24 protein-coding genes are annotated in these 26246 nt (G+C 54.4%); 8 read left to right on the top strand and 16 right to left on the bottom strand.

Annotated features, from left to right (window positions below):
* Positions 1 to 44: 44 nt before the first annotated feature.
* The 5 genes from AC0V6W_RS04315 to AC0V6W_RS04295 all read right to left on the bottom strand — a co-directional run bounded on the left by AC0V6W_RS04315 (position 45) and on the right by AC0V6W_RS04295 (position 4886).
* Positions 45 to 611: a carboxymuconolactone decarboxylase family protein gene (locus AC0V6W_RS04315; protein ID WP_486147502.1), complete on the bottom strand. Its 567-nt coding sequence runs from the start codon at positions 609 to 611 to the stop codon at positions 45 to 47.
* Positions 612 to 665: 54 nt separating this feature from the next.
* Positions 666 to 1076 (bottom strand): nuclear transport factor 2 family protein, encoded by a 411-nt coding sequence (locus AC0V6W_RS04310; protein ID WP_486147500.1) that lies wholly within the window; start codon positions 1074 to 1076, stop codon positions 666 to 668.
* A gap of 145 nt (positions 1077 to 1221) precedes the next feature.
* On the bottom strand, positions 1222 to 1755 hold the full coding sequence (locus AC0V6W_RS04305; RefSeq protein WP_486147498.1) for a TetR/AcrR family transcriptional regulator: 534 nt from the start codon (positions 1753 to 1755) through the stop codon (positions 1222 to 1224).
* Positions 1756 to 2397: 642 nt separating this feature from the next.
* Entirely contained in the window at positions 2398 to 3504 is a 1107-nt protein-coding gene (locus tag AC0V6W_RS04300) for an alkene reductase (RefSeq protein ID WP_486147496.1), read from the bottom strand.
* Positions 3505 to 3800: 296 nt separating this feature from the next.
* The gene (locus AC0V6W_RS04295; protein WP_486147494.1) at positions 3801 to 4886 is read right to left on the bottom strand and encodes a zinc-dependent alcohol dehydrogenase; all 1086 of its coding nucleotides are present in this window, start codon (positions 4884 to 4886) and stop codon (positions 3801 to 3803) included.
* Between the two features lie 394 nt (positions 4887 to 5280).
* On the opposite strand from AC0V6W_RS04295, the gene AC0V6W_RS04290 reads away from it, so the two are divergent.
* Positions 5281 to 6237 (top strand): VOC family protein, encoded by a 957-nt coding sequence (locus AC0V6W_RS04290; protein WP_486147492.1) that lies wholly within the window; start codon positions 5281 to 5283, stop codon positions 6235 to 6237.
* Positions 6238 to 6267: 30 nt separating this feature from the next.
* Here the strand turns inward: AC0V6W_RS04290 and AC0V6W_RS04285 are convergent, their stop codons facing one another.
* The 11 genes from AC0V6W_RS04285 to AC0V6W_RS04235 form a co-directional block, all read right to left on the bottom strand.
* A complete protein-coding gene (locus tag AC0V6W_RS04285) occupies positions 6268 to 7101 on the bottom strand; it encodes an alpha/beta fold hydrolase (RefSeq protein ID WP_486147490.1) in 834 nt (277 codons plus the stop codon).
* A 168-nt stretch (positions 7102 to 7269) separates the two neighbouring features.
* Entirely contained in the window at positions 7270 to 8031 is a 762-nt protein-coding gene (locus tag AC0V6W_RS04280; RefSeq protein WP_486147488.1) for an IclR family transcriptional regulator, read from the bottom strand.
* A 71-nt stretch (positions 8032 to 8102) separates the two neighbouring features.
* On the bottom strand, positions 8103 to 9089 hold the full coding sequence (locus AC0V6W_RS04275) for a VOC family protein (RefSeq protein WP_486147486.1): 987 nt from the start codon (positions 9087 to 9089) through the stop codon (positions 8103 to 8105).
* Positions 9090 to 9111: 22 nt separating this feature from the next.
* Entirely contained in the window at positions 9112 to 9408 is a 297-nt protein-coding gene (locus tag AC0V6W_RS04270; protein WP_486147484.1) for a DUF1330 domain-containing protein, read from the bottom strand.
* A 19-nt stretch (positions 9409 to 9427) separates the two neighbouring features.
* The gene (locus AC0V6W_RS04265; RefSeq protein WP_486147482.1) at positions 9428 to 10807 is read right to left on the bottom strand and encodes an MFS transporter; all 1380 of its coding nucleotides are present in this window, start codon (positions 10805 to 10807) and stop codon (positions 9428 to 9430) included.
* Positions 10804 to 11625 carry an alpha/beta fold hydrolase gene (locus tag AC0V6W_RS04260; RefSeq protein ID WP_486147480.1) on the bottom strand — a complete coding sequence of 274 codons (822 nt, stop codon included), beginning with the start codon at positions 11623 to 11625 and terminating at the stop codon, positions 10804 to 10806. The genes AC0V6W_RS04265 and AC0V6W_RS04260 overlap by 4 nt, the downstream gene beginning before the upstream one ends.
* Before the next feature lie 97 nt (positions 11626 to 11722).
* Positions 11723 to 13024: a hypothetical protein gene (locus AC0V6W_RS04255; protein WP_486147478.1), complete on the bottom strand. Its 1302-nt coding sequence runs from the start codon at positions 13022 to 13024 to the stop codon at positions 11723 to 11725.
* On the bottom strand, positions 13021 to 13605 hold the full coding sequence (locus tag AC0V6W_RS04250) for a CpcT/CpeT family chromophore lyase (protein WP_486147476.1): 585 nt from the start codon (positions 13603 to 13605) through the stop codon (positions 13021 to 13023). Before AC0V6W_RS04250 ends, AC0V6W_RS04255 begins: the two co-directional genes overlap by 4 nt.
* A gap of 173 nt (positions 13606 to 13778) precedes the next feature.
* Positions 13779 to 15272, bottom strand: coding sequence for a flavin monoamine oxidase family protein (locus AC0V6W_RS04245; protein WP_486147474.1), 1494 nt, complete (start codon positions 15270 to 15272; stop codon positions 13779 to 13781).
* A 162-nt stretch (positions 15273 to 15434) separates the two neighbouring features.
* Positions 15435 to 17366: a TonB-dependent receptor gene (locus AC0V6W_RS04240; RefSeq protein WP_486147472.1), complete on the bottom strand. Its 1932-nt coding sequence runs from the start codon at positions 17364 to 17366 to the stop codon at positions 15435 to 15437.
* Positions 17363 to 17770, bottom strand: a complete 408-nt coding sequence (locus AC0V6W_RS04235; RefSeq protein WP_486147470.1) for a hypothetical protein — start codon at positions 17768 to 17770, stop codon at positions 17363 to 17365. Before AC0V6W_RS04235 ends, AC0V6W_RS04240 begins: the two co-directional genes overlap by 4 nt.
* A 398-nt stretch (positions 17771 to 18168) precedes the next feature.
* Here AC0V6W_RS04235 and AC0V6W_RS04230 point away from each other — a divergent pair, with 398 nt between their 5' ends.
* The 7 genes from AC0V6W_RS04230 to AC0V6W_RS04200 all read left to right on the top strand — a co-directional run bounded on the left by AC0V6W_RS04230 (position 18169) and on the right by AC0V6W_RS04200 (position 26225).
* Positions 18169 to 19794 carry a flavin monoamine oxidase family protein gene (locus tag AC0V6W_RS04230; RefSeq protein WP_486147468.1) on the top strand — a complete coding sequence of 542 codons (1626 nt, stop codon included), beginning with the start codon at positions 18169 to 18171 and terminating at the stop codon, positions 19792 to 19794.
* Between the two features lie 41 nt (positions 19795 to 19835).
* Positions 19836 to 20837, top strand: a complete 1002-nt coding sequence (locus AC0V6W_RS04225; protein ID WP_486147466.1) for a chromophore lyase CpcT/CpeT — start codon at positions 19836 to 19838, stop codon at positions 20835 to 20837.
* 19 nt (positions 20838 to 20856) lie between these two features.
* Positions 20857 to 21309, top strand: a complete 453-nt coding sequence (locus tag AC0V6W_RS04220) for a c-type cytochrome (RefSeq protein WP_486147464.1) — start codon at positions 20857 to 20859, stop codon at positions 21307 to 21309.
* On the top strand, positions 21306 to 22250 hold the full coding sequence (locus AC0V6W_RS04215) for a formylglycine-generating enzyme family protein (RefSeq protein WP_486147462.1): 945 nt from the start codon (positions 21306 to 21308) through the stop codon (positions 22248 to 22250). The genes AC0V6W_RS04220 and AC0V6W_RS04215 overlap by 4 nt, the downstream gene beginning before the upstream one ends.
* Before the next feature lie 314 nt (positions 22251 to 22564).
* Complete coding sequence (locus tag AC0V6W_RS04210; RefSeq protein ID WP_486147460.1) at positions 22565 to 23326, top strand: GntR family transcriptional regulator; 762 nt, start codon at positions 22565 to 22567, stop codon at positions 23324 to 23326.
* An 813-nt stretch (positions 23327 to 24139) separates the two neighbouring features.
* Positions 24140 to 24268, top strand: a complete 129-nt coding sequence (locus AC0V6W_RS04205) for a hypothetical protein (RefSeq protein WP_486147457.1) — start codon at positions 24140 to 24142, stop codon at positions 24266 to 24268.
* 436 nt (positions 24269 to 24704) lie between these two features.
* Positions 24705 to 26225, top strand: coding sequence for a spinster family MFS transporter (locus AC0V6W_RS04200; RefSeq protein ID WP_486147455.1), 1521 nt, complete (start codon positions 24705 to 24707; stop codon positions 26223 to 26225).
* Positions 26226 to 26246: the final 21 nt, after the last annotated feature.

Here is a 26246-nt window from a genome sequence, read left to right as displayed (position 1 = left end):
TGGCCCGCCCCTTTATTGAGGAAGCGGGCCAATTTGATTGTTGATTACGCGGCAGCGCGTTGATCAGCTGTCCATGCGTTAGCCTGGAACGCAGCGTCAACTGGGGTGTGAGCGACGTGGTTGGTGTAATTCGAAATCACCTTGAGGCTGGTGCCGACGATCACTTCCAAGAGGTTGCCCTTGGTATAACCAGCCGAAAGGAAGGCTTCGATCTGCGCGTCTTCGAGGTGGCCGCGCTGAATGTTCACCTGGGCAGCGAATATACGCAGAGCTTCGAGCTTTTGATCGGCGAGCTGAGCGCCATCGCGTAGAGCGATGATGACGTCTGCATCCAAGCTCTGCATGCCAGAAATCGTAGTGTGCGCAGCCATGCAATATTCACAGCCGTTGAGGCGATTGTTCGTCATCAAGATGACCTGCTGCTCGGTCGGCGTGAGGTCGCTCTTGTCGAAAATTCCTCCGAGCGTTGCATATGCCTCAACAGCGATAGGCGCCTCAGCCAACGTCGCCATTAGATTTGGGACAAATCCATAGGCCTTTTGAGCGCCTGCGAGGATTGGCTTGCTGCCTTCAGGAGCGGTTTCTTGAGTGTGTACTGGAAAACTAGTCATTGTATTCACTTTCTTTCTTAGAATATTTTTTGGGGGGCTTCGGGGGAAACGGGTTCAATTGTTTGAGTGAGAATCGTAGACTTTGCCGCTGATCTTCCACTGATCACCGGTTTTGTAGAGGACGAAAAAGTCGGTGAAGCGCAGGCCTGCCCAGTTGATGAATTCGACTTTCGCAGCGGCTGCCGGGCCTGAGATGTCGATCCAGGCAATGCGGCTCTGGACGTCGGGCGATGCACCGATTTCGCTTACTTCTGCGGCAAACGTGTCGGCATCGGGATAAGAGACTTCGCCGCCAACAGAGCCGACAATGCGCGCATGGTCGAAAAAAGCTGAACGACTGAGTGAACCGTCGCCCGTCTTTGCAGCATCGATGTATGGCAGCAGAGCGCTAACCACTGCTTCATATTCAGCAAAGCTAGTGATTTCTTCCGGATTGGTGACTTTGGGGGCAGGTGTATCTGACATGATTTTGGGTCTTTCGATTGGTTGGCAATTGTGCCGTTGGGGATTGTGAGGTGCCGGAATTAGGGTGCCGACTGGCCTCGGTGATCTCAAAATAGAAAAGACTATCTATATATCAATAGGGATTGAGGGAAAAATGAAGACGGCGTCAGTTTTCGAAGTATCCTTGCAGCGCATTGGCAATCACTTCTGGGTCGCCATTCAGGCGCGCGATCAAAAGAGAACCCTCAAGCGCACTCAGAAAGCCGATCGCGAGCTGGTCAGCATCTTCCTTGCCAGCAAGTTCGAACTGGCGGCGGAGCCAGGCCTCGAAATCGCGGAAGTATGCTTTGACAAGCGTGGCCACGCGCGGGCTGACGGACTGCAATTCGGCGGCCATCATTCCGCACATGCAGAATTGGTCTTTTGACAGGTAGCCTTGGAAATAGGCGATCACGGCTCGTAAGCGACCATCAACAGTGTCATTCGCAGCTTCCATCGCTGCAAAGCCCTCAGCGTGTTGCTCGCGAATGCGCTCAACCAAGCCCGCTGCGAGGTCATCCTTCAGCTTGAAATGGTAATGGATACTAGCCGTTTTGACGCCAATCTCATTTGCAAGGTCGATATAGCTGAAGCCGTTGAACCCACGAGCCTGGGTCAACGCTTCTGCTAGGTCGAGAATTTTTGTCTTGGTATCGGTCATGATGTCCATTTCAATCTATATGAATATAGATAGGGTGAGTTGCGAATGTGTCAAGCGACTCAATAATGCATTCTAGGCAATCAGTTTAAAGATAACGAGCGACTTAAACGGTGTCGCTGGCGACGGGTTCGAGCTTCGCTAGTATCTCTTTACAATAGTCGGATAGTTTGCATCTCAGAAATCCCTACAAATGGGACTAATTCTGCCCCGCAACCGTGTTTGGCAAGTGGCCCGTAAAACCAGCCTGCTACCCACGGCGATCGCGGTCCCTACCGCACTGGAGCTGCGAGAAAACACATCCAGTGCGAACACTGTTTCTTCTCGGGAAATTCTGACTAGTTTATCCATCTCAGCTTGTCCGGATCGGGCGTACAACACCCATCGTGGAGAATGAACGGTCGTTGGCTTCGATCCGTTCGGCCTTTTCCAAGTGCGCCGCAACGATTGAAGGCACAATGAGGGTCATCGTGAAGAGAAACCCGAAGAACGCAAATATAAACGTTTCGCGAAAGTGTGGCATGGCATTGATCCTGAGTGTTTTGATTTGACAACCGGCCCTGAGGAAAGATCGAGCGGTGCAGTGCGAGGCCGCTCGATCTCCTGTTCATTTCCGGGTGGAGAACTCAGCTCTGCGAAAAAATGTCACAAGACTTCGGCAAGAGCGCGGAGGTAGATTTCGTCCATTGTCGGGTAGTCGGAGTAACCCGTTTCATCTCCGCCATATAGCGTCGCTTCATCGACTTCGTTCAATTCAGCATTCTTGCGGAGCCGTTCGACGAGATCCGGATTTGCGATATAGGGTCTTCCGAACGAAACCGCGAAGGTCCCTTCTTCTAGAACGTCCGACGCCGATACCTTGTCGTAGTTTCCATTGGCGATATAATTACCGCTAAAGCCGCGCCGAAGATCGGTAAGTAGCTTTTCGTCACTGCCAGATACAGGGTGCCCAGGAAAACTCTCAACAACGTGCAAGTAAGCGAGGGTTCGGTGTCCCAGTTCCGCATAAATGTAGCTATAGTTTTCGAAAGCGTTGGGATCGGCAAAGTCGTTGAAGGTGCCGGTCGGGGACACACGCACACCAACCCTGCCAGCGCCAATTTCATTGGACACCGCGTCTACCACTTCAAGGAGCAGGCGCGCGCGATTCTCAGGGCTGCCGCCATATTCATCTTCGCGCACATTGGTGTGAGCTGAGATGAACTGGTTGAGAAGATAGCCATTGGCGGCGTGCACTTCGACACCATCAAAGCCAGCTTCCATCGCAACGCGAGCCGCGTTCACATATTCTTTCACCACGCCTTTAATGCCCACTAGTGTCAGGGCTTTAGGAGGTGAAGCATTTTCAGTGCCGGTTTTAGTGAACGTGTCAGCGGTCGCCTGAATTGCTGATGGTGCAACAGGATACGCGCCGTTCGGGAGCAGCGAGGTGTGGCTGATCCGGCCAACATGCCAAAGCTGCACAACCATCTTCCCGCCTTCGGCGTGCACAGAGCGGTTGATCTTGGCCCAGGCCTTTTTCTGCTTTTCACTATAGATGCCAGGGGTGTCTATGTAGCCCTGGCCCATCGAGCTGATCTGCGCGCCTTCGGTGACGATCAAGCCCGCGCTCGCGCGCTGCGAGTAATATTTCACAGCCATTTCATGCGGCGTGCCGTCACTGTGTGCGCGGTTTCTTGTAAGAGGTGCCATAAAGACGCGGTTCTTTACCTGGATGTCGCCGAGCGATCCGTTTTCAAACAGTTTGGTCATGAGGGGGAATGCTTTCTTAGTTGGGAATGAGAGGGGGGGGCGAAAATAGCTATATATAGATAGGTGACAATTTTATGAGTCTAATGCCTTTTGGGCGTGCAGTGATTTGGTTGAGTGTGATCCTTGTTCATTGTCAGGACGCTCTTGTGATTGCGACCTCTTGCGTCGATGAATTCGACACCAGCGTCCACGCGCCTCCAACGCGGAGTCAGGGGGAGAGAATGTTGGCGGCAGTGGGGGTTCAGGCGGCCCTCCTAAAACCGCCTAAAGCACTGGTGCCGGCTTGGTCCGAAGCGCTAGTTTTTCAGAGCAACCTTGATGGTGCCATCAGTACGCTTCAGCATTCGGTCGTAACCTTCCGCAGCATCTGCAAGCGGCAGGATGTCGGTGAAGATGACGCTGGGGTCGATCTTGCCAGCTTCCACAAGCGGCAGAAGCGTGCGCATATAAGCGGGCACATTCACCACACCGGTGTGGATGGTGAGATTGCGGAACAAAGATGCCGAGTATGGCTGGTCAACCGGCGCGAACAGGTGACCAAAGCCCAGCACGCTGATCTTTGCGCCAGCCTGCGCCATATCGAGTGTCTGCTGCAATGAAGCCTGATTACCCACTGTATCGATGATCGACAGGGCACCGTAGCCTCCGGTCAGGTCCTTAACGAATTCAACGGGATCACCGGTCTTGCCGTTGACGGTGTGGGTCGCTCCGGCCTTGGTGCGGCTGAAATTGAGGCGTCCGTCGTGACGGCCAACATGGATGACTTGGTCCGGGTTGAACAGCTTGCTGCTGGCCAGCACTGCGCTTTGACCAACCGCGCCGTCGCCAATCACGACGACCGTGCCGCCTGACTGGATATTGGCGTTGAGCGCGCCGTGATATCCGGTCGCGAAATTGTCAGCAAGTGGCAGAGCACGGGCGTCTTCTGAGCCTGTTGCGAGGCCTTCAGGAAGAGTGAAAAGCGTCGAGTTCGCGTATGGGACGCGGACATACTCAGACTGACCGCCTTGAATGTCATTGCCGCCATGCTCAACAAACATGGGAGAGCCGAAAAGACCGCCATGTTCGCAGGATGAGTTGAAGTCACGCTTGCAAAAGTGGCACTCGCCATCAACGAACATCGCCGATGCAACCACGCGGTCACCGATCTTAACATTGGTGACATCTTTGCCGACCGCTTCGACAATACCGACGAATTCATGACCAAGACGCATTCCTTGCGCCACACCAGCCTCCGGACCGTTATTCACGAAGTCGAGATCGGCACCACAAATACCAGCAAGAGTTACGCGAACGATCGCGTCATTGCCTTGGATCAATTGTGGTTCGGGCATGTTGCCAACCCGGACTTCGCCGCGATCATGATAAAAAGTGCCTAACATCGTTTTTATTCCTTTGATCTGGAGCCTTCGCCTCGCAAGCAGACCGCATCTGCCGACAAACGAATCCCTAAATTGGACAGTAATCTCTGTCTCGAAAGGCCATCTAGTAAGAGACTATCTATATATCAATAGGGAAAATCAAAGAATTTGAGACTTGCGTCTTGATGTGCATTCTTTGCGATGAAAATCTCGCGTTGTCGGCGTGAAGATTGCTCACGCTGGGTCTTGCGTGCATTGAGGTCGGGCGCAGACATTTGCTTAGGCCAGAGCTAACCGTCGGGGAGAGACGCTTTTGGGATACGTTTCGATTTTAATGAGAAGTCCAAATTCAGCTACTTTCCCGTTTTCATGGATAGAAATTGGGAGGGCAATGAGTAGAAGGTCGCTGATGCTCTTGAGCGCACTGGTGTTATTGATGTCGTGCTCCCCGCGCGAAGAAGCATCAGACGTCGAACCAATTCACCTCGACGATATCCATTTCATCGTGACGGACGAAGAGTCTGCAGTTTCGTTTTTTGTTGAGCATTTTGGCGCAAGAGAAATGGCGCATCCGGGCAAGCGCTTCGATCTAGTTCGATTTCTATCTGTGAAATGGCACGATCCCACGCTCACGATCACCAGGACAGGTCCATATGATGACCTTCCTCCAGAAAGAAATGAGCGTTGGAATGACGTTGATCTGGTCTTGCCGGGAACGGCCAAATTGCGTCCCTACTACGGAGTTAGATGGCTCGCTTTTGCAACCCCATCGATCGAAGATGCTAGAAGCGCGCTGATGAAGGCGGGAGTTCAATTGTCTGAGACGAAGGTCACTCTTCCACTTGAACCTAACGCCGATGCATTTAGCGTACTTGGCCCAGATGGCAGCGAGCTTGTCATTATAGAGCGCCCTTCGCTTGATTTCGACGGCGCAGAATTTGCCATCGACCACATTCAATTTTTAACAGCAGATGCTGCAAAGATCGAAAAATTCTTTGTTGACGTTTTTCGTGGATCGACATTGACACGGTCTGAGCAAGGGACAAGCATGAGGGTTGCCGACGCGACCTTGATCTTCTCTGAACCCGCAGTCTTCGGATTTACACCTGATGAAGTGGCACCAGCCAGTCGCGCGGGACCAATTCAAATCGGAATTGACCATTTGGGATTTTTGTACGACGATGTTGAGCTCGCGATCAATCAAGCGGCAGAGCTTGGCTATGAACCTTTGTTCCCGCCGACCCGTTATGTCTACAAAGGGAATCCAACCGTTTACACATTTTCGGCCTTCGCCACCCCAGACAGCTTCAATATCGAAATGGTCGAAGTCGACGGCCGAGATGGCCCGCATTCCTATTACGATGCTCGCTGATGCTCAGTTCTGCAACTGCATCGCAAAGTGCTACTCAGCGGCAACAGCCATATTCTGGCGGTCCAACAGCTCGATTAGCAGTTCTGAAAACTCTTCGGCCCTCTCTTGTGTGAAGCCCAAGGACCATTCTTTCTTCTCGACGTACTGTCCTGAAAAAAGATGTCTGCTTGCGCGGGTTGCTTCAAACAAATCGTCGCCAGGATTGATCAGATCAATTTGATGCGGAAGCTCTCGTAAGCAGCTTGGGAATTTTTCATTGTAATCCAAGAGAGCGAGATTGCCCCACGCGTAGCGTTCTCCGGCGCGGACCATCTCGGCGAATTGCTCTGCCAATAGGGATAGCGACGTGTCAGGCGCTGCGTTGCGCATGAGCATTTGCCAAAATTCTGAGAAGCGCCGGCCTTGCTGGTCCAAGGGAATGTGCACGAATGCGTTCCGAATTTTGGCCACTTTCTCAATGTCGAGTAAGGCTGCCGAGGCAAGGATGATATGGCCGACGTCGTGTGGACGCTGCACTGCCATTTCAACGGCAATTTTTGCCCCGCCATGAAGGCCGAATAGGTCTATTTTCTCTCCGTCAGCCAAAAAGCCTAGGCCTTCGGCTGCTTGCCACATGGCAGCGGCATAGTCATGAACTGTGGGTTGTTCCGGCGGCCCATCGGACTCACCAAAGCCGGGAAAGTCCGCAGCAGCAGCCGTGCGGCTTGAACCAAGCAGTTCCAAAGCCTTCGTAAAGATTCGGCTGGACTGAGGGAACATATGCAGCAGGAGAATAGGGCACTGGTCGGAGACATCGTTGCGAACGATCCGAGCATGGGTTTGGCCAAAAGGGCCGTCGAGAAACTCTCGTTTCAGTGCCGGCATGGTCGCTCCTTTGCATGTCCCAGTCGCGAAGCCTTGTGGCGACTTATATGTAAATAACTGAGCGGCAGGAATACACATATATGCATTACATGTCCAGCGAAAGCGTGCGGGCGCACCCCCTTGCGAAGCAAAGTAGATTACAAATCCATCAATCGAGAATTGACTGCGTTAAGCCAAGCGAGTTTCGGCGATCTCAAGCTTATGTTTCACCGCGAGATTGAGCAGAGCTTCACGGTATTCTTGTTCGTTTCCACTGATGCGCTCGCTCGGACCTGCCAGCCCAACTACCAATGCTTCGCTGGAACGACTGGGTTTCACCGGCAAGCAGATTGCACCGATCCCTTCGACAAGCAGATTGCATCGCATGGCTGCTTTCTTCTCCGAGAAGTCTTCAAGTATCGAATGGAGCACCGTTTCATCGATCACATTCTTGGGCGCAAGGATTCGTTCGTGTTCGATCAACCAATCACGCTCTGCCGGATCCATTCCGGCGACTGCCGCTAGGCCAGTTAGCGAATGGAGTATCGGCATCATTGTCCCGATCTGCGAGGCAACCCCAATCGGAAACTTTGTCTCTAACCCATGAACGACGCGAATCCTGGCTCCTACGCGCCGGCTAATGTTCACCGTTTCGCGAGTTTTTTCATTCAGTTCGTTAGCGTAGGAGACGATACGCTTTTCATGATCAAGAAAATCGGGAATCCAATCGACAATCGCAGCCAGACTGCGCGATGGGTAATAGCTGCGACTGGACATGTCGAAATCAACATAGCCCATCAAGTAAATGCTCTTCAGCAACGCATGAGTGCTCACCAGTGGATATCCTAAACGATCGGAAACATCCTTCGCTGGCAAGGGTCGGCGCACCGAGTCGAACAATTCGAAGATCTCGAAAACCCGGCGAACGGATTTGATTACCTTATCATCCATCACCTCTCTTTTCACTAGGATGCCTCTATTTGCAATTGTGGTTCTGGGTGATGGGTGAGTTGCGCTTCAGCCTAGCGCTCTATGATTTCAATCAGAAAGCCATCCGGATCCTGTAGAATCATCGAACGAGCCGTGTGCAGCAGCGGACTTGTGCGTTCAGCTGCAGGTTTGACGATTGTTGTTCCTGAAGCACTTGCGCGTTTGACGATTTCATCAAACTTCGCGGTCACAAAAGACCACATAGCGATGCCTCGATTGGGCGGCCCGTAGGATGGGGCTGGGCTGTTTTTTGTCGCGCCGCCATGGTCCATAAGCACAACGTATCCGCTCGCAGCGCCCGCCGCGAAGCCTTGAATGAAACGCTCCTGTGTGCCCTCCGGCATGAGCAGCGCGGAGCGATCGCCAACAGTAAACTCAACATCTCTGCGGATTTCGTACCCGAGCACGTCGTTGAAGAACTCGACGGCCGCGTCGGCTTGAGTGATACAGCGCGCAGAATAGGACGCTCCCCCCATGCCGGTTGAGGGGTCAATCGGGCCAGTTGGAACGAAGATGCCAGGGCGAGTAACGCCCATTACAAAGACGTTTTCTGGCGCTTTATAGACGATCTCGGCCGAGATGTAGGTTTCACCGGTTGGGCTGGTAAACTCCATCTCTTTGACGCCGATTGTGGATTCAACGCCGATTGCATTCATCCGCACTTCGTGCGCCCTAAGGTCGTTGATCGGGAAGCTGATCGTCGCGCCGCCTGTATGAAGGCCTGAATAGTCTGGCCGCACCAGCGGGGTGTCCTCATCGATATGGATCACGCGGATTTGAATGTTTGCGCCTTCGCCTGATTTGGTGAAGCCGCAGATTGAGATAGCTTCCGAAGCATCGAATCCGAGATAGCTTGAAGTCTCCGCGTCTGCGTCTTCCCATCCGTTTGATACGAGCCCGTACCCCTCGGTGAAAATCCGCTCCATCGTTTCGCGGTCGCGGGTCACCAACGTGACCGTGTGCAAAGGTCCAGCCAGCGCGTCGTCCGGGCTGCTTTTCGGGACAAAAATATCTTCCATAATTGACTTCCTGCAACTGGGTTTAGGCGGGGACTTCGACAAGCAAGACTTCGGCTTCGGCGATGCCTTCGCGCAGCTTTTTGACCTCTGCGTATTCAGGCGAATCCCAGAACATCTTGGCCGATGCCTTGTCCGGCCACTTTGAAATCGCGACTGAGGCATAGCCCTCAAGAGTGCCTTCCAGCAGCTCTGCACCTGGCGCGACGATCAGATATTCGCCGCCATATTGCGCGACGAGCGGAGCGACGGCTTGTCCATAGCCCGCGCGGAATTTGTCACGATCGTGGATCTTGCAAGCAATCATCATAAAGGCGGCCATAGGTGGTCCTTTCTAAAACCTAAGCGGTTTGTTCTGCGGCCCCATCAGGGTTTTCCGAGGCCATGATTTTGGCAAGCTGCTTGCGGTAAGCGCCCAGCGTTGCCGGGATGAAGAGCGCCGGAATGATGGCGTAAATCGCGCTGGTGGTGGCAAAGGCGAGGCGCAGCTCGTCCTCGCCAAACACGTTCGTCGACAACCAACCTACGGTGGATGGACCGAGCAACAGGCCGGTCATGCTGATCGCGATGTAATAGAGCGCGACAATCTGTCCGCGCACTTGCGATGGCGTGATTGCCAGCAATGCGTTGACGCCCATTGCTGAAATAATGCCAATCCCTGAGGTGTTGAAGAACAGGAAAACAAATGCAAGCTCGCCGCTTGGCATGAACATCGGCAGCACTGCGGTGGGAACCATTAGCAAAAAACCGATGATCAGCAACAGGATCGGCGCGTCCCTGCGTCCAGCCTGCGCCCATTTGTCAGACAGCCAGCCCGCAGCGAATACCGCTGGCGGTCCAGCAGCCAAAATCACCAGCGCGTTTACAAAGGCGTACGTTTCTGTTGGCCAGCCCCATGTTCGTTCGAATACGGATGGCAAGAACCCTTGGGAATAGGCGCAAATGGTCATTGCGCAAGCAAGCGAAACGAAGCCGGCAAACGGCCCAAGGTTGCGCCAGACATAGCCGAGGGCGTCGCGGAAGCCGTTGCCGAGTTCCTCTTCGCCCTCTGTGATTTTCAAAAGCTGCCGCCGCGGCTCTCTGATCACGAGGAACACAAGGGAGAGAATAATGCCCGGAGCGCCCACGGCAATGAACGTCAATTGCCACGGTGCAAGCGATCCAAGGAGCGGGACGACAATGTCGTCCGTCGTCTTGGCCCAGAGAAGAACGGTGCCGCCGATCAGTGAGGCAACGGCTGCGCCTATGGATAGAGCGGCGGTGTAGATCGCAATCGGCTTTCCACGTTTTTCCGGCGGGAAGCTATCGGAAATCATCGACATAGCAGACGGGCTGAGCACGGCTTCACCAGCGCCCACCGTCATCCTGGTTAGAAACAGTTGCCAGAAATTGCGCGCGAGCCCTGAGACTGCGGTTGCGAGCGACCAGATCAGAACGCCAGCGGCGACAATCCAGGTACGCCGTTTGCGGTCGACCAACCAGCCAAGCGGCAAACCCGCGCCGACATAGATGATCGCAAATGCCGGGCCGAGGATATAGCCAATGTCTTCATCGGTCAGGTTGAGGTCCGCTTTGATCGGTTCGATCAACAGGCCAATGATTGAGCGGTCGACATAGCTAAGCACATAGGCGGCGGTGAGCATGGCGACCAGGAACCATGCTCTGCTCGATGAAGGATAGAGCTGCGTGTTCTCGTCGTATTGGGCAGTTTCTAAACTCACGAAGCATCATCCAAATAGGCGCGAATTTCTTGCGCGGTGGCCGGGGCGGCTGCGTCCAATACAGAGCGAGTTATATCGAGCCTCTCAATCAAGGTGACGCCGGGTATGGCCTTGGCGCAATTGCGGGTTTCATCGAGCAACATGGATTGCGTCGCGAGAACTAGAGTGTCGCTGTCTATCTGCGGAAAACGCTCGGACCACGGATAGGCGAATGCGGCGATGGCCGCTTCATTGCGCCGCTCGCCGCAGCGCAATTGCTCTGCGAACATAGCGAAGGCTTGGGTGCGCCCTTGCGGTCCTAAACGGCTTTTGAACGTCTGTTCCCATTGCGCATCAAGGCAGCTGAGTTCGTCGGTGATTACAAACGCGTCCTTGTGGCTCTCGATGAGGTCTGCCGTTTGTTCTGGCGCGAAAGCTGGCACGTCCACCATGCAAAGATGAGCGACTCGATCCGGGCGCATGCGCGCGATTTCTGCAGCGACGAAACAACCGGAATGAAAGCCGATGAGATCAACCGGTGCGCCTTGTCCCAGGTCGTCTGCGACCGCTAGCATCAGCTCTGCATAATGCTCCACCGACGGGGTTTGTGTGGTGTCGGATCCGCCATAGCCGGGATAGTCCGGGGCAATGACGCGGCGGTCGCAGGCCAAGTGCGGGGCAAGGTTTTGGTAGGCCAGTCCGCTAAAAGGTGAGGGGTGCAGGCACAGCACATCCGGCTTGCTGCCATGTTCAGCTTGCTGCGCGGGTTCCCACACGCGCCAGTGGACCTGACCAATGGCGGTGTCGGTGTATCCCTTGGCGATGGAAATCGCGGTCATTGCGCGGTGCCTTTCCGACATGCAGCAACGCTCTGCCAAGCAAGCGCAAGCTCTGGCAGGGAGGCGAGACTTAGGCTCATCTTATGGTCGGCATTGATCATAAATACCGTGCGAAGGCCTTCATATGCGGGTCCCGGATCAGCCTCACGATCCGGCTCAGTGCCTGAACTCGTTCGCGGGGGCTCTGAATCGCGCGGGCGGTCTTTTCGGCCTGTTCCAGCTTGCCGTGGCGCGCCTCTCCCCAAGCAATATCGCGCAAGGTAGCATCGCGCAGCGAGCCAGCAGAGCCGAAAGTCTCGTCTGGCACTTCTGATAGGAGGCCTCGCGCCGCCGCGAAATCACCAGTGAACGCTGTGGATCCAGCAATCTCGTAAAAAGAGTATTTGCGCATCACGTCTGACGGCTCAGTGCGGTTGGTGGCAATTGAAAGCTCTATGTAAGGGCCGGCCATCTCACCCATGCCAACATCTGCCATCACAGTGGCAATGCGGCTGATCGCGCGCGCTGTTTGCTGCGGGGATTTGGCGCTTCCGGTGAGCGCGACCGCTTCTGCGAACAGCTGCGCAGACTTCTCTGTTTCGCCCAGCAAAGCCCATCCCTTCGCTGTGTCTCTCAGCGCTCCGGCAGCAAAGTACCCGTCTTCATCAGCGCGAGCCAATGCTTCTGCATCATTGAGCAGCCTTTGAGCGAGCTGAGTTTCGTCTTGTGTGATCGCGTGGAAAGCGACGTCCGAACGCGCGACAGCGCGGTAATAGGTAAGGCCGAATGTGATCCTTGAAATGGCCTCTTCAGCCACTTCGAATTCGCCCTGCGCAGCGGCTTTCTCGGCAATTTCACGGTATGCGCGGGCCTTCAGTGAAGCGAGATCGCTTTCATCTTGGGGCAGGGCGGACACCAGCAAGAGCGCTTTGGAAAGATCGCCGGATGCGGCCACCGATGTTGCTAGCTTGGCGAGTGAGTCCTGACGTGTGGTCTTGCTCTCGATGGAGGCAGCGGTTTCTCGCGCTGCCGCATCAACAACTGCTGCTTGATCATGCGCACCGATAGCGGCCAAGCTTTGGTTGATCGTAATGCTCGCCTTCAAGCCATCTGACGGGTCCAGACCAAGGCTTGCCTTATGCGCGCTCATCAGCAGAGCTACTCCCTCATCTCGCCTTTGCGCGGCTGCAAGCGCCTCTGCATATTCTGCACTGGCCGAAATCCAATCGCTCAGCTTCGTGATCTCAGCGAGCGAGCTTGACGCATCAGTCAAAAGACCAACTTCAAGCGCGCCTGCCTCGGAAATCTTGGAAGCGTTACTAAGCTGCGAAGTCTCTGAGAGCGACGCGCAGCCCGCCAGTAACAGCGACGCGGCCAAGGCAGATGCGCTGAGCGCCTTAAGCGAGCGTGGACCCATCATTTCGCTGGCGAGAAGCGATCGAGCTCATGATACGTGAATTCGCCCGCTTGCGAGATAACAACCTCGTCAGCCAAGCGAGTGATCTTGTCGCGGAACCAGAATGAGTCCGCTCCGAGTAGCACCTGATAGCTGAAATAGTTTTCACCAAAGGCACAATCTTGGCCATTCATCGCGAGGTGATACTTCCCGTCCTGCTGCGCCATCACCAGATCGCAGTTGCGGCCAAAGGAGGACATTTCTTCTTTGGTCAGTCCGCTGAGGCGCGACAGGTCACGCCACGCGCCGACGTATTTCTCTTTGTCCTTGAAGGTCCAAAGGGTGACGCGGACCTGATCGGTTTCGTCATCGACATACAGCTCGTAAATGCGCTGACGAAAGATGTTGGTTGGATCGCCGTGCTTGGTCTCTTCGACATAGAGCACATTCTCTCCAAATTCAGGCATGTCGACCACGCGGTAGTGCGATGTAACCTCGATATGGCCGCCTTTGCCGGTATCATCCACGCGCCAGATCGGTTTGCCCTCAGCTTCCAGCTGCACAAGCTGACGGTCGTTATTGTAGTCACCGGGCCACCATTCCATGATTTTTGCAAGATGCTGTGCTTGCGTCATTTCCGCGGACGTTGCCGCGCTAGCGGAGCTGGTTTCCTGACTGTTTGCGGTAGCACAAGCGCCAAGCGAGAGGACTGCAACGGCGGCTGCCGCGCTGCGGAAAACTGATTTGAACTTCATCATGTTTGCTCCTCGATTGCGACTTAGGCTTGCAGGGCTTCGACAGCTTCAAGGGCGGCACGTTCGCCCGATTCCATGGCGCCCTCCATGCCCCGCGATGATCGCGAGGTGTGCTCGCCAGCAAAGTGGAAGTTACCAGCGGGCAGGCCGACATCGCTGCCATAGGTGGACAACTGCCCGGGTTTCCATGCCGCATAAGCGCCGCCTGCGAATGGATCGAGCTGCCACGAATAGAACTTCACAAATTCCAGTGCGCCTTCGGTGCTTGGCCGGGTCTGTTTGAGATAAGACTGCAGATGCGCATCCGCCTCCTTTTCACCAAGCCGGTCGAGATGGTTTGCTACATGATCATTCGCAAAGGCGATGAAACTTGTGATTTCTTCCGGGTCATCCGGATTGTTGTTAAGGGCCATGAAGCGCCCGATTGGCCCATTGCTCCAAATGGACGGTGCGAGCTCATCATCCTCCCAAAACTTGCGCTTCGGAACGTAATGGAGATGGGTCACATTGGTGTAGCCCAATGTGCGGATCGCGCGGGCCTGATTGTCAGACACGGGAATGTCGAAGTCGATCAGGTTGAGCGCGGAGAACGGGATTGTGACGATCACACGCTTGGCCTTGGCGACCTCGCCATCGGCGAAGTGGACCTCGGCGCCATCATCATTGTTGCGCAGGCCGACGACCTTGCGATCAAGGTGCACCTTGTTGGATAGCGCGTTCGCCATGGCTTCGGGCAGGCGCTGGTTGCCGCCTGCGACGGCGAAGGGCGAGCCGGGCAGTGTGCCGCCCGAATTCTGGCTGCCAAAGGCGATGATGTTGAAGAACATCAAGACGGAAAGGCCGTATGGGCCTTCCCCGTCGCCATAGCTCATATTGGTCCCGGCAAGCAGCTCCATCGCTTCGCGGCTGAAGCCCTGCTTGAAGAAATAATCCGCGACGGACTCGTCATATTGAGCGAATTGCGATTCAACGAATTGCTCCGGGCTCGCGAGCGGATTGTCCTTGGCGTAGGAGCTGTATTGGATCTGCCACGGGAGCTTTTCTTTGAGCTCTGCGGGGAACGGATTGGATGGATGGCTGGCCCATTCTTGCGGCGAGATCGTGTTACCGCCCAGATCGACAAGGGTCTGATCAGCCCTTGGAACGGTGCGCGGACGCTCACTGGTTCGGCCCAAATTGAGACGGTCCATCATGCCGAGGATGCGGCCGTAGCTCGAGCCAATACCGCTGCCGCCTGCTTCCGGCATGCCTGGCACATCGTCCATGGTATAGAGCCTGCCACCGATCCGGTCGCGGCCTTCGACCACAGCGACGCTGTATCCCAACTCTTCGAGCAACAAGGAGGCATTTAGGCCAGATAGGCCTGCGCCAATAACTATAACATCATTAGTGCCAATGCTGCGCCGGTCTTTTGCGGCGTCGCTGCTGCCGGTTTCGGAGCATGCACTGCTGGAAAGGGCGGTAACACCTGCGGCACCGACTGCAGCGCCTCTCAAAATGGTGCGGCGATCAAGCATATTGGGTTCCTCGACCTATGAACTACGCGGCGCGGCGGTATGGGGGTAGGCTTACGAAAAGAGGGTGAGACGCTACCCCCAAAACCTTACCGAACCGAATTTTGTGCTGTAAGCCACCTATGATCAGACGGCGCACAGCTAAACGTCTTTGACCGCTGAGACCTAGAAGTTGCCGCTGACCCGAAGGCCAAATTGGCGGCGGTCGCGCAGGCCGACAATCCAGCCGAAGGTTCCGAAATCAAACAGTGGGGTATTGGCCGAGAGATCGCGAAAGCGGCTAACGCCGGTCGGCGTGTCATCATTTGTCACATTGGTCACAAACGCTTCGATGCGGAGCTTCTCACTGTCGACACCCGCGCGCAGGTTTGAACGGAAACCTCCAGGTGAGGTTGTGAGGTTGATCTCGCTGGCGAAGCTGGATTCTTGGTAAAAGCCATCAGCGCGGGCGAAGAAGTCCCAATCATCGTTAAGCTCACCAATATACTGAGCGCCAAATGCGCCGCTGAAGCGAGGGAAGCGTTCCGCTTGGGTTCCCGATGCGTCAGTGGAGCCGAAGACTTCGCCGAATATGCCCGAGTTATCGAACGACGTCACCTCGGCATCAATATAGGCGGCTGAGGCGTTGATCGTGAAGCCTTCGACCAGTTCATAGCTGCCTTCAAATTCAATGCCTGTGATTTCGGATTCGCCGATGTTGATGAAATAGTTGATCTGATCTTGCGATGCATCGTCGAGCAGGATCAAGTCCGAGCGGCGAACAGTCTGATTTCCGCGATCCATATAGAATGCTGCGATCGAGACAAATCCGTTACCGCCGAAATTGTGCTTCAAACCGATCTCATAGTTCTTCAGAGATTCTTCGTCGAAAAAGTCTGGAGCGCCTGGCTGGATCGCTTCTAGGCGGGCGAGCTCAGTGGGTGAGAGTTCAGCGACTTCGCGGTTGATACCGCCAGCGAGGTTACCCTCAGAGTAGCTGGCATAGACTAGTGTGTCAGGGGTTGGTTCCCAATTGACGATGACACGCGGCAGAAACGATTTGAAAGTCGAGTTGAACGCTCCAACGTTGTCCGTAAGGTCATTGTCGTTGCGGATCTCATCGATTTGATAACGGCCTTCCGCGGTCAAAGACAGCTGATCGGTCAGATTGAACTGCACGCTGCCAAATACACCAATTGTGTTGGCTTCCTCCTGAGCGGGCTCACCACCGCCGAATGCAAACTGTCCAAAAGCAGGAACTATGAATTCGCCATTATTGGTGAAGCGTTGGTCAAAATAGTTCCCGCCGACCTGCCAATCAATCAACCCGTCAAGCGAGTTTCCAGAAAAGCGAATTTCCTGGCTGAAGTCGCGGAACTGTCGCCCAGAATAGCTGACGAACTGATCATCAGGACTGTAATCGGCGTCTTGGAAGAGGTTGACCTCATCATAGTTAAGGCCGGACAGCCAGCTGAAGACTACGTCGGTTCCTGGAAACTGAACGTTAAACTGGAGGCTCGCGCGCAAACTTTGGCGATCCAAGCCATAGGTGTCACGCGGATTGCCGTTCAATTGAGTGAGTGTGTTCTGATAGAAATCTAGAACTGTATCGTTCGGTGCGCCGTTCAGAGCAGGCTGCAAGATTGGCACATCACCGCAAAGGGTGCTGTCCGTGCCAGTTATTCCATCAACCGTGAATGGGCCGCAATTGTGGAAAGTAGAGTCCACAAAACCGATTGCAGGTTGGCCGTCTTCGTTCTCGAAATAGTTCACGCGAATGGTTGCATCGAAATTGTCTGACGGTTCGAAGAACACCGAACCGGTCACTGACCACGTTTCCTCATCACCCACTTCCTCGCCATTGGTGGCATTCACATAATGGCCGCCTTTGTCGCGATATTGCCCCGACACGCGCACTTTCAGACTGTCTGAAATAGGCACGTTGATGCCAGCGGTGATATCATAAAGATCGCGAGTTGCGACGGTGGCAGAGTAATCGACCTCAAGATCATCGCCCGGCTTTTTCGAAATGTAATTAACTGCACCGCCGAACGTGTTTCGGCCGAAGAAGGCGGACTGAGGGCCTTTGATGACTTCGACGCGCGCAACATCGTTCAAGGTGATGCCCTGAGCGCCGTTAGCGACGAAAATACCGTCAACAAAAATCGATGCCGTCTGGCGTAGCGGGTTACCAGTATTGACGCCAACCCCCGGAAGCGAGGGGAATTATCAAAGCGGCCTGGCAGTGTTGCAAGCGACTCATAGACGAAGCCTGGTGTGACAGCCGGAAGGTCGGTGATGCTGATCAGACCTTGCGCTTCGATTGCAGCTTCGTCGAATGCAGTGATTGCAACCGGAACATCGAGAATGCTCTCTTCAGACTTGCGAGCCGTAACAACAATACTGTTTCCGTTCGATTGGGCATCTTCTGAAGTTTCGGTGTCTTGTGCGTGAGCAGCCGTCGCAGACATTGCGATACTTGCAGCCAAGATCGATGCAGAAGCTTTGAGTGTGAAGCGCATTCGTTCCTCCCTATTGCCGTTGCCCCGATTTTCGGGCGACGATACGTTAACTTTTGCCGAACTCCAGCAGTTTGATCTCGGCAATTGCTGGCTTCAAATATTTCCAAAAACGCTGCCGTGTCAACAAATATGTATAATGCGGAGGCTTTAACATGTACATATATGATAATCGGTATCGATGTGATGTGGCAGTTGACGCGGTCGCCCCATCAAGCGCTGAGCGCTATGCGCCTTTTTTGTTTTTCCCGGCGATATGATGTGGGGCAATTGGTAAAATCTGGTTCGGAACAATGCCCAGCCGATACCTTGACTGATAATCTGGTCTCAAGATTGCGCGTTCGGATGTGAAAATGTTCACATATGTATCTATTGACTTGCATAAATGATACATCCATGCGTTGTTGGTCGGCGTATCTCAGAAGCGTTTGCGTTTATCGGGATCGTTTGAATTGGTCGGTTTGGCGATCGCACCGTGTGATAGACATGTGAGTTTACGGAGTTTTGGGAGAACCCTGGTGGCAAGTACGGACAGCAAGAAACACATCAACGCTCTTAGTAAAATCAATCGCCGTACCTTTGTTGCCGGCGGAACGGCATTTGGAGTGCTCGCAGCTGCCGGATGCACTGACGAAGCTGACGCTCCAAAGGCATCTTCTAGCAATCATATTTATGACGCAATCGTGGTTGGTGCTGGGCTGTCAGGCCTTCACGCGGCCAACCTATTGCAAGAACAGGGGCTTGATGTCCTGGTTCTTGAGGGGCGCAACCGCCTTGGAGGACGCGTCTACACGCTCATGGATATTCCCGGAAAGCCGGAGGCCGCGGGCGAGCTGATCGGAGGCAACTACGCCCGAATGCTCGATACAGCACGTCGGCTTGGTCTAGAGCTGTTTGAGCCTGAACAAGGCTTTATCGCTTCGGAAAAACTATATCACCTTCAAGGTCAACAATTCACGGGTGACGAATGGGCTGGGCATGCGCTCAACACTTTGGCGGAAGAAAATCGAGAACTGCTTCCTGACCGGTTGCTGTGGGAGCTGACCAACCGAAACAATCCATTGAAGGGCAAGCCGCTCGACGATTGGATCAAGCCCGAATACGCACAGTACGATGTCCCATTCAGCGATTATCTGCGCAATCAACGCGGGTATGACGAACAGACTATCGAGTTGATGAATATAATTATTCACACGGACAATATCGACAACACATCTGCGCTGCACGAACTGCGCCGTTACGCAGTAAACGACTTTAACAGTGCAATGGCGAAGGCGCGGCCTGACTTGCCTGCATTCCAGCAGGTGCGCGGCGGAAACTCGCTGATCATTGATGCGATGGCGGAAAAGCTCAACAATCCGGTGCTGCTTGAAAAGTCCGTCTATGGGTTTGATGATGACGGCAACAAGGTCGAGGTCAATTGCAACGACGGTACAAAATACCGTGCCAAGCAGGTTGTGTGTTCCATTCCCTACCCAATCCTCAACGCGGTCAAATTTGCGCCACGTCTTCCTGCATGGATGGACAGTGCAATTCGTGAGATCGATTACGGCATCTCGATGCAAGTTCACTTCCTCATTGAACGCAATTTCTGGGAAGACGACGATCTTCCAGCGAGCATGTGGACCGATGCGCCGTTTGAACGTTTTGCGGTCTTGCGGCGGGGTGAAGGTGATGAGCCGACCTCAGCGCTCGCTTTCATCAACGGCGATGAAGCGTTCAAATATGAGCTTATGTCCGATGAAGCGATTTACGCCCACACTTTGGCCGAATTGGAGCGTATTCGCCCATCCACCAAAGGTGCGCTGAAGCCGATAATGGTTCAATCTTGCCACCGTGACACGCATGGTGCCGGCGACTGGGTATTCTGGCGTCCAGGCCAAATCCAGACTTACGCTGCCAAGATGCGCGATCCGCATGGCAATATTCATTTTGCCGGTGAGCACACCGCCTTGCTGGAGCGCGGCATGGAAGGCGCATTCGAATCCGGCGAACGCGCCGCGACGGATCTTTTGCAGAGGGTGTAACGGCTATGCGCAAGGGGTGGAGCAGTTTGGGCAAGCTGGCATTGACATCAGTCTTGGGCGGCGGCCTTCTCGCTGGTCAGCCCGCCGTCGCCGCTGACAATGATCCCATGACGCGCGACCTGCTGCTGCTCACCGATTGGTTTGAGGGCCGCTTCGACAATGAGGAGCAGCGCTGGTTCCAGGAGATGGAAGGTTATAAAGGGCGCGCGAGTGAGGAGTTTGTCCGCATCCATACGATGCACAAGCGCGTCGATCTTCCGCAGTTTGGCGAGCATGTTTTCTACATCGAGGAATATCGCGACAGCGACCCCAGCCAGATTATCCGCCAACGATTGGTCATTTTCTCAACCGATGGCGAGACCCGGCAAGTCCGGATGCAGCAGGGCTTTTTCAAATCGCCAGAAGCTTATGCTGGCGGCTATCAGGAGCCTGATAAGCTCGCTGGTTTAGTGCCGGAGGACGTATCCTTCATCGACACTTGCGACGTGACATGGAAACGCGTCGCCAGCCAGTTCGAAGGCTCCATGGCCCCCAAAGCCTGCGTCTTTGGTGAAGGGGAAGATCGCCGTTATTCGGTCCATGACATGTGGCTGTCCCCCGACAAGTATTGGCGCGTGGATGCCACTTTCCGGGTATCAGATGATAGCCATTTTGCCGGTGCTCAGCGTGACAAGCCCTATGAGATGCGCCGCGCGCTGCCGTTCAATTGCTCGTTCTATTTCTTCGCCAATAATCAGTTTGAAGGCCAGGTGATCGAAGGACTCTCGCTGCATAGCCAAGGCGGAACAGTCACTGCGATGCGCGATAGCGATGGCAAGGCGTATGAGATTTTCATGCGCGAAAAGGAATACGACTATTACGAGACCCGGCCCGATTTCATCTATTTCGCATTGCGCGAGAAGGGTGAGACACGCTCGGTCGCCTTTAGCGTGAACGACCCCGATGCGCGCACCGTTGGAGTGCGTGCTGAGTCCATCGGAGCTTTCTGCCACCGCGATGGATACACGTTCCGCCAGCCTCTTGAACTTCTCGAAGATTACTAACGAATTGGAAGCAAGTCTCATGAAATATCAGTCACTCGCGGCCGCGGTCGCCTTCTCACTCGCACTTGCTGCATGCGGCGGGGATGCGGGCACTTCGTCTGACTCTGGTGACGGCCCAGCAGCGGTCGCAGATGCAGTAGGCGGGGCAGAGACTGCCGCTCCAGCAAAGCCAAACAAGGGCCAGATTGCCTTTCTGAAATGCCGCAGTTGTCACACTTTGGAAGAAGGCGCTGCGCACCTCACAGGGCCAAATCTTTACGGTCTGTTCGGCGCTAAGGCGGGCGCAAAAGAGGGTTATGTTTTTTCTGATGCGCTTGGCGCGACGGACATTATCTGGGATGCCGAGACGCTTGACGAGTGGATCGAGTCCCCTGTCAATTTCGTGCCTGGCAACAAGATGGCTTTTGCCGGGATCGCGGACGCCGAAGAGCGCGCGGCTCTGATCGAATATCTCGAAGCAGAAACCAAATGAGGCTATCTGGCTCTCTTCTCGCGCTCGCTGCTCTGATGCTCCCGATTTCAGGCGCGGCATCTGCTCAGAATACGAGCGCCAATGAAGCAGTCGCGCCGTCATCGTTTAGCGACTGCGAAGAATGCCCAGATATGGTCGAACTGCCTTCAGGCTCGGCGACGCTCGGCGCGGAACCTTATGAAGCCAATCGTAAGCGTGGCGATATGGACCTACGCGAAGTTGTCTTTGACTATCGCCTAGCGGTTGCACGGACCGAAACAACGCGCGGGCAATACCGCGCGTTTATGGCGGAGACTGGGCACAAGATGGCCGGGGATGGCTGCAACACGTGGTCGACCTATCGGATCATGGGATATGACCGGGCAAACAGTTGGGAAAGCGCGGGCTATCCGCAAAACGATTCGCATCCTGTGGTCTGCGTCAGCCATGTCGATGCGACGGCGTATACGGAGTGGCTTGCGGCAAAAACTGGCAAGCCTTACCGCCTGCTTTCATCGGCTGAGTATGAATACGCGACGCGGGCCGGAACACGGGGCCCGTGGTTCTGGGGCACGGCCAATCGTGATGCTTGTACCTATGCCAATGTCGCGGACAGAAACCTGCGCCGGACCCACACATTTGCGCCGACCTTTGACTGTGATGATGGCTATGAGCGGACCGCTCCTGTCGCTACGTATAAGCCGAACCCTTGGGGCCTTTATGACATGCTGGGCAATGTGTGGGAATGGACCGATGATTGCCTTCACCGCGATGCATCAAACGCTCCGCTAGACGGCAGTGCGTGGCTGGCCGAGGACAATGGCGAATGCGATCGACGCGTGCCGCGCGGGGCGAGCTGGGTGTCCGGAACGGACTGGACCAGAGCCGCTGCGCAGGCCGGCGACTATGCGATTTATCACAGCCAGTTGCTCGGCTTTCGCGTGGCACTAACAGTGAAATGAGCGTCTCACTGTTTGAAATATGAACCGATGGGGGTGGTAACTCAACGTAGTCTGAATGCATCATGTTTCCAGACTCTTAGTCTGAGAATATGCCCACTAATGAGGGTAAAGCTTGACTGGAGTATGACTTGAAGCTGCCCGGACAATTATTTGAAGTTTTTGATCTGCCTGTGCTTTAAGCGGAAGTGGATTATGTATAGATCTAAAATCTAAAGGGTAAGACTTCACTATCCGCGAAAGTTGCCTTCGAAGCACACATGGGCTAAAAATACATATGATGATAAAAGACAATCTCGGTTATAGATATATATTACATGCTTGTGAGGAATAGAGACGATAAACCGCACTATCAGCTGATAGCGGATAGCTTGAGAGAGGGGATCCTCTCTGGCCGCTATGAGGCAGGATCAAGGCTTCCAACAGAGCATGAGTTGGCTGCTAAGCATGGTGTCTGCCGCATGACGGTGCGAGAGGGGCTTAAGGAGCTTCAAGACGAAGGACTGATAGTCAAAAGACAAGGTGCTGGGACGATCGTTCAGCCTGCAAGCGCGGGCAAATTGGGTTTCAGGTCGCGGCCAAAGGCTAGATGCTTGACCACTAGTCATGAACGATTGGAAAGGAAGTTTTTGGAGCGATTTGTAGAGCCATTACCTTCGCGATTGCAGGCAATGGCTCCAATTGATGGATCGAACCAAAAATGGTTGACATTCAAGTATATTCGCTGCCGCAGTGGCAGCAAAGAACCGATTGCAAGGCAGCTGATCTATATCGCTCCCCCGCTTGGCGACTACATGAAATCAATCGAAATTGAAGACGTTGACCCGCTTAAGAAGCTGGAAGAAATTGTGCGTGAGAGTTTATTCGTAGTTCGAAGAGAAATCTCTCCCATAGAGGCAGACGCGGACGCAGCCGCCAGGTTTGCGATCGACAGCGGCTGTACGATGATTAGATCGGAGCATTTCTACCAAAAAAGTTATGGTGAGTTGCTATACATTTCCGTGACAGATTATTTAGTTGAGCAGTTCAGCGATAGACTTGATATATTGCCGGGGCTCTCTCTAATTGACTGCTCCTGATAGAGGGACAACCTCGTTCGAGCGTTAAGGGCCATATGCTGCATTTGTGAATGGTCGTGCTACCGGCCAACGATGGGGCATAAATCAAGAGCCAAGCCGGCTTATCCATTTCGCCGAACCAAAGGCATAAGCGCGCAATAGAGCGATTTCGCAGGATAAAGAGCCGACGGAGATTTGGATTAAACGCTGCCGACGTCCACAATTACGTCAAGTCCGACCGGTATCGCTCTGATCAATTGACTAACAAGATCGACTGCCCTGCTGCTTCGGCCGAGTGGCAAGACCTCATGGCCTCATCACCTCATCACCTCATCACCACATCGCCGACTAGGGGAGGGCGCACTAAGTCTTCCGAAGACGATTTCGCGTTAGACAGGCAGCTCCGTCAGGCTTTGTCAGACTGACTGTAAGATCGTGAAGTTAGGGCAGAATGATGCTCACGCGCCGCAAACTAGACGGGGCTTTCAACGTTTCAACTCCTCACTCGAGGTTTTCTGGTTGATCGTAATGGCGTGCGTTCACTTTCCGCTTTCGCCTAGAAACGCCGAAGACACTTTGTTCGAGGAAAGGATTGGGTTTGCCCCGAGACTGCGTGGTTTTAGTGCTACCGCTTCCGCCCCTTACTCGCAGCGGATATGAGGAGACGGCGTGTCAGCCAGATGTGCGGCTTTCGGCAATAGTTCCAGCACCTCGATGAGATGGTAGTGAATATCAACGGCGGAATGCGCCAAGTGTGGCGAGCGTTCGCCTAAGGCGGAGGAGTTTTTTAGAGGCCTGTCAGCAAAAAGAGAGAGAAAGACCGCTCGCAAGGCTATGAAGAAGGCGCTGAAAAACCATGGGTCTACCGACAAGATCGCCAACGACGGATTGCTTTCTTACAAGGCGGCAATGATTGAGCTTGGAAAGCAGCACTGGCGGAAGATTGGTTGCTGGTTAATCTAGCGGGTAGACAATTCAATCTTACCGTTTTGACGAAAAGGCCGGGCGATGCAGTGGTTTCGGAGGAAGAAATCTCTGTGGAAGTCCGCTCCAGTGCATGGCACGATCCACAAGCACCTAAAGTCCCGCCGCCACCTCCCCGATCGAGAAGCTTTCAAAACTAACCGCTCCGCCGCCCGTGCGAAGCAGCAATCGCTCATGGACTGAGCTGAGGTAGGGTCGCACGCGTTCTCTCTAACGGAGACGTGTGTGCGTCAGGCTGACACCGCCGAGTAGATCATTCAGAGCCGAATTCTTGGGACGGAAAGAGCCGAGCTCAATCATCGGGCTTTACCCCGGGCTCAAATGCGCAGAAGGTGCGACAAGATATAAAAAGTTGCGCTGCGTTCCAATTGAAACCCATTGGAACGCAGCGCAATAGGATTGTTAGGGGAATGTGATGGCTGGAGCGACGGTGCAGGCGCCAACAAACACGAGTTCAGCATCTGAAGGTTTTGGCACGCCAGGTTACCGCGCCTATGTCCTGATCGCGCTGCTCATCGTCTATATCTTCAATTTCATTGATCGGACGATCATCAATATCCTGACGGAGCCAATCAAGCTTACTTTTGGGCTGGAAGATTGGCAGATGGGCTTGCTCGGCGGACCAGCTTTTGCAGTGCTTTATACCTTTATCGGCATCCCAATCGCGCGCGGCGCCGAACGATATAACCGTGTGCTGATCATCGCATCTGCCGTTGCAATCTGGAGCCTGTTCACGGCTCTGTGCGGATTTGCGATGTCTTTTATGATGCTGTTTCTGTTCAGAATTGGCGTCAGCATCGGGGAGGCAGGATGCACACCGCCTGCGCAATCTCTGATTGCGGACTATTTCGCGCCATCCCGGCGTGCAACGGCGGTCTCCGTCTACGCATTGGGCGTTCCGCTCGGCGGAATGCTCGCCTCGGTTTTTGGCGGTCAGCTTGCCGGGTTGGATGGCGCACAATACGGCGCCTGGGTCAGTGCGATGGGTATCGGGTTTCTGTTTGGTGACCTGGATTGGTCACAAGTAGAAGGCTGGCGGGTTGCCTTCGTCGTGGTTGGCTTGCCAGGATTGCTATTGGGACTGATCGTATGGCGCAGCATTAAAGAGCCGCCGCGCGGCTATACCGATCCTGCCGCGCTTCAGGGGTTGGAAAAAGCTAGCTTTAAGGAGGCGTTGGCTGTTCTGGCCAAGAAGCCAGCCTATCGCCACATCGTGTTCGGTGCGACGCTTGCTTCTTTCGTTGGTTATGGCGTGGCGCAGTTCACCACTTCATTCCTGCTTCGTACGCACGGGCTTACGATTCAGCAGGCCTCTTTGCTCTACGGAGTTGTCTTGGGAATTATGGCGGCAATTGGCGTGTTCAGCTCCGGGTGGCTGGCTGACAGGATTTCCCAAAGATACCCCAATGCACTTTCGTGGCTGCCAGCTATTGGCATGGGGCTATCCGTGCCGCTCTACGCATTTGGTTTCCTCATGCCCAATCTATGGTTGGCGGTGCCCGCATTGATGATTGCCGCGATGATCCACTATTTCTACCTCGGGCCAATGTATGCTGTATCAGGCGGAGTAGTTGACAGCAGGATGCGCGCAACATCGGTTGCGATCACTTTGTTTGTGGTCAATTTGCTCGGCTACGGCCTTGGCCCGCCTGTCATCGGCGTGCTCTCGACATATTTGAAGACGATGTTCCTCGATGGGCAAGCGCTTGGGCTTACGCTTGAGACGTGCAAGCCGCTGCTCTCGCTTGGGGCTGAGGCAAAGACGGCGCTCGGCGGTACACAGCTGGAAGCCATGGAAGCCTGTTCCAGCGCGGAGGCGCGCGGGCTTCAGTGGTCCATTGTCATTTTCAGCTGCATTTATGGCTGGGCGGCGTTGCATTACCTTCTTGCGGGCAGAACGCTTCAGCGCGACATGGTCGTATCATCCGCATCTTGATCGACCCTTTGGGGCGCCTTC

The sequence above is a fragment of the Erythrobacter sp. JB1-7 genome (assembly GCF_057365015.1).
The sequence above is the reverse complement of the archived record's forward strand: the minus strand, read 5'-3'. Positions and strand labels throughout refer to the sequence as shown.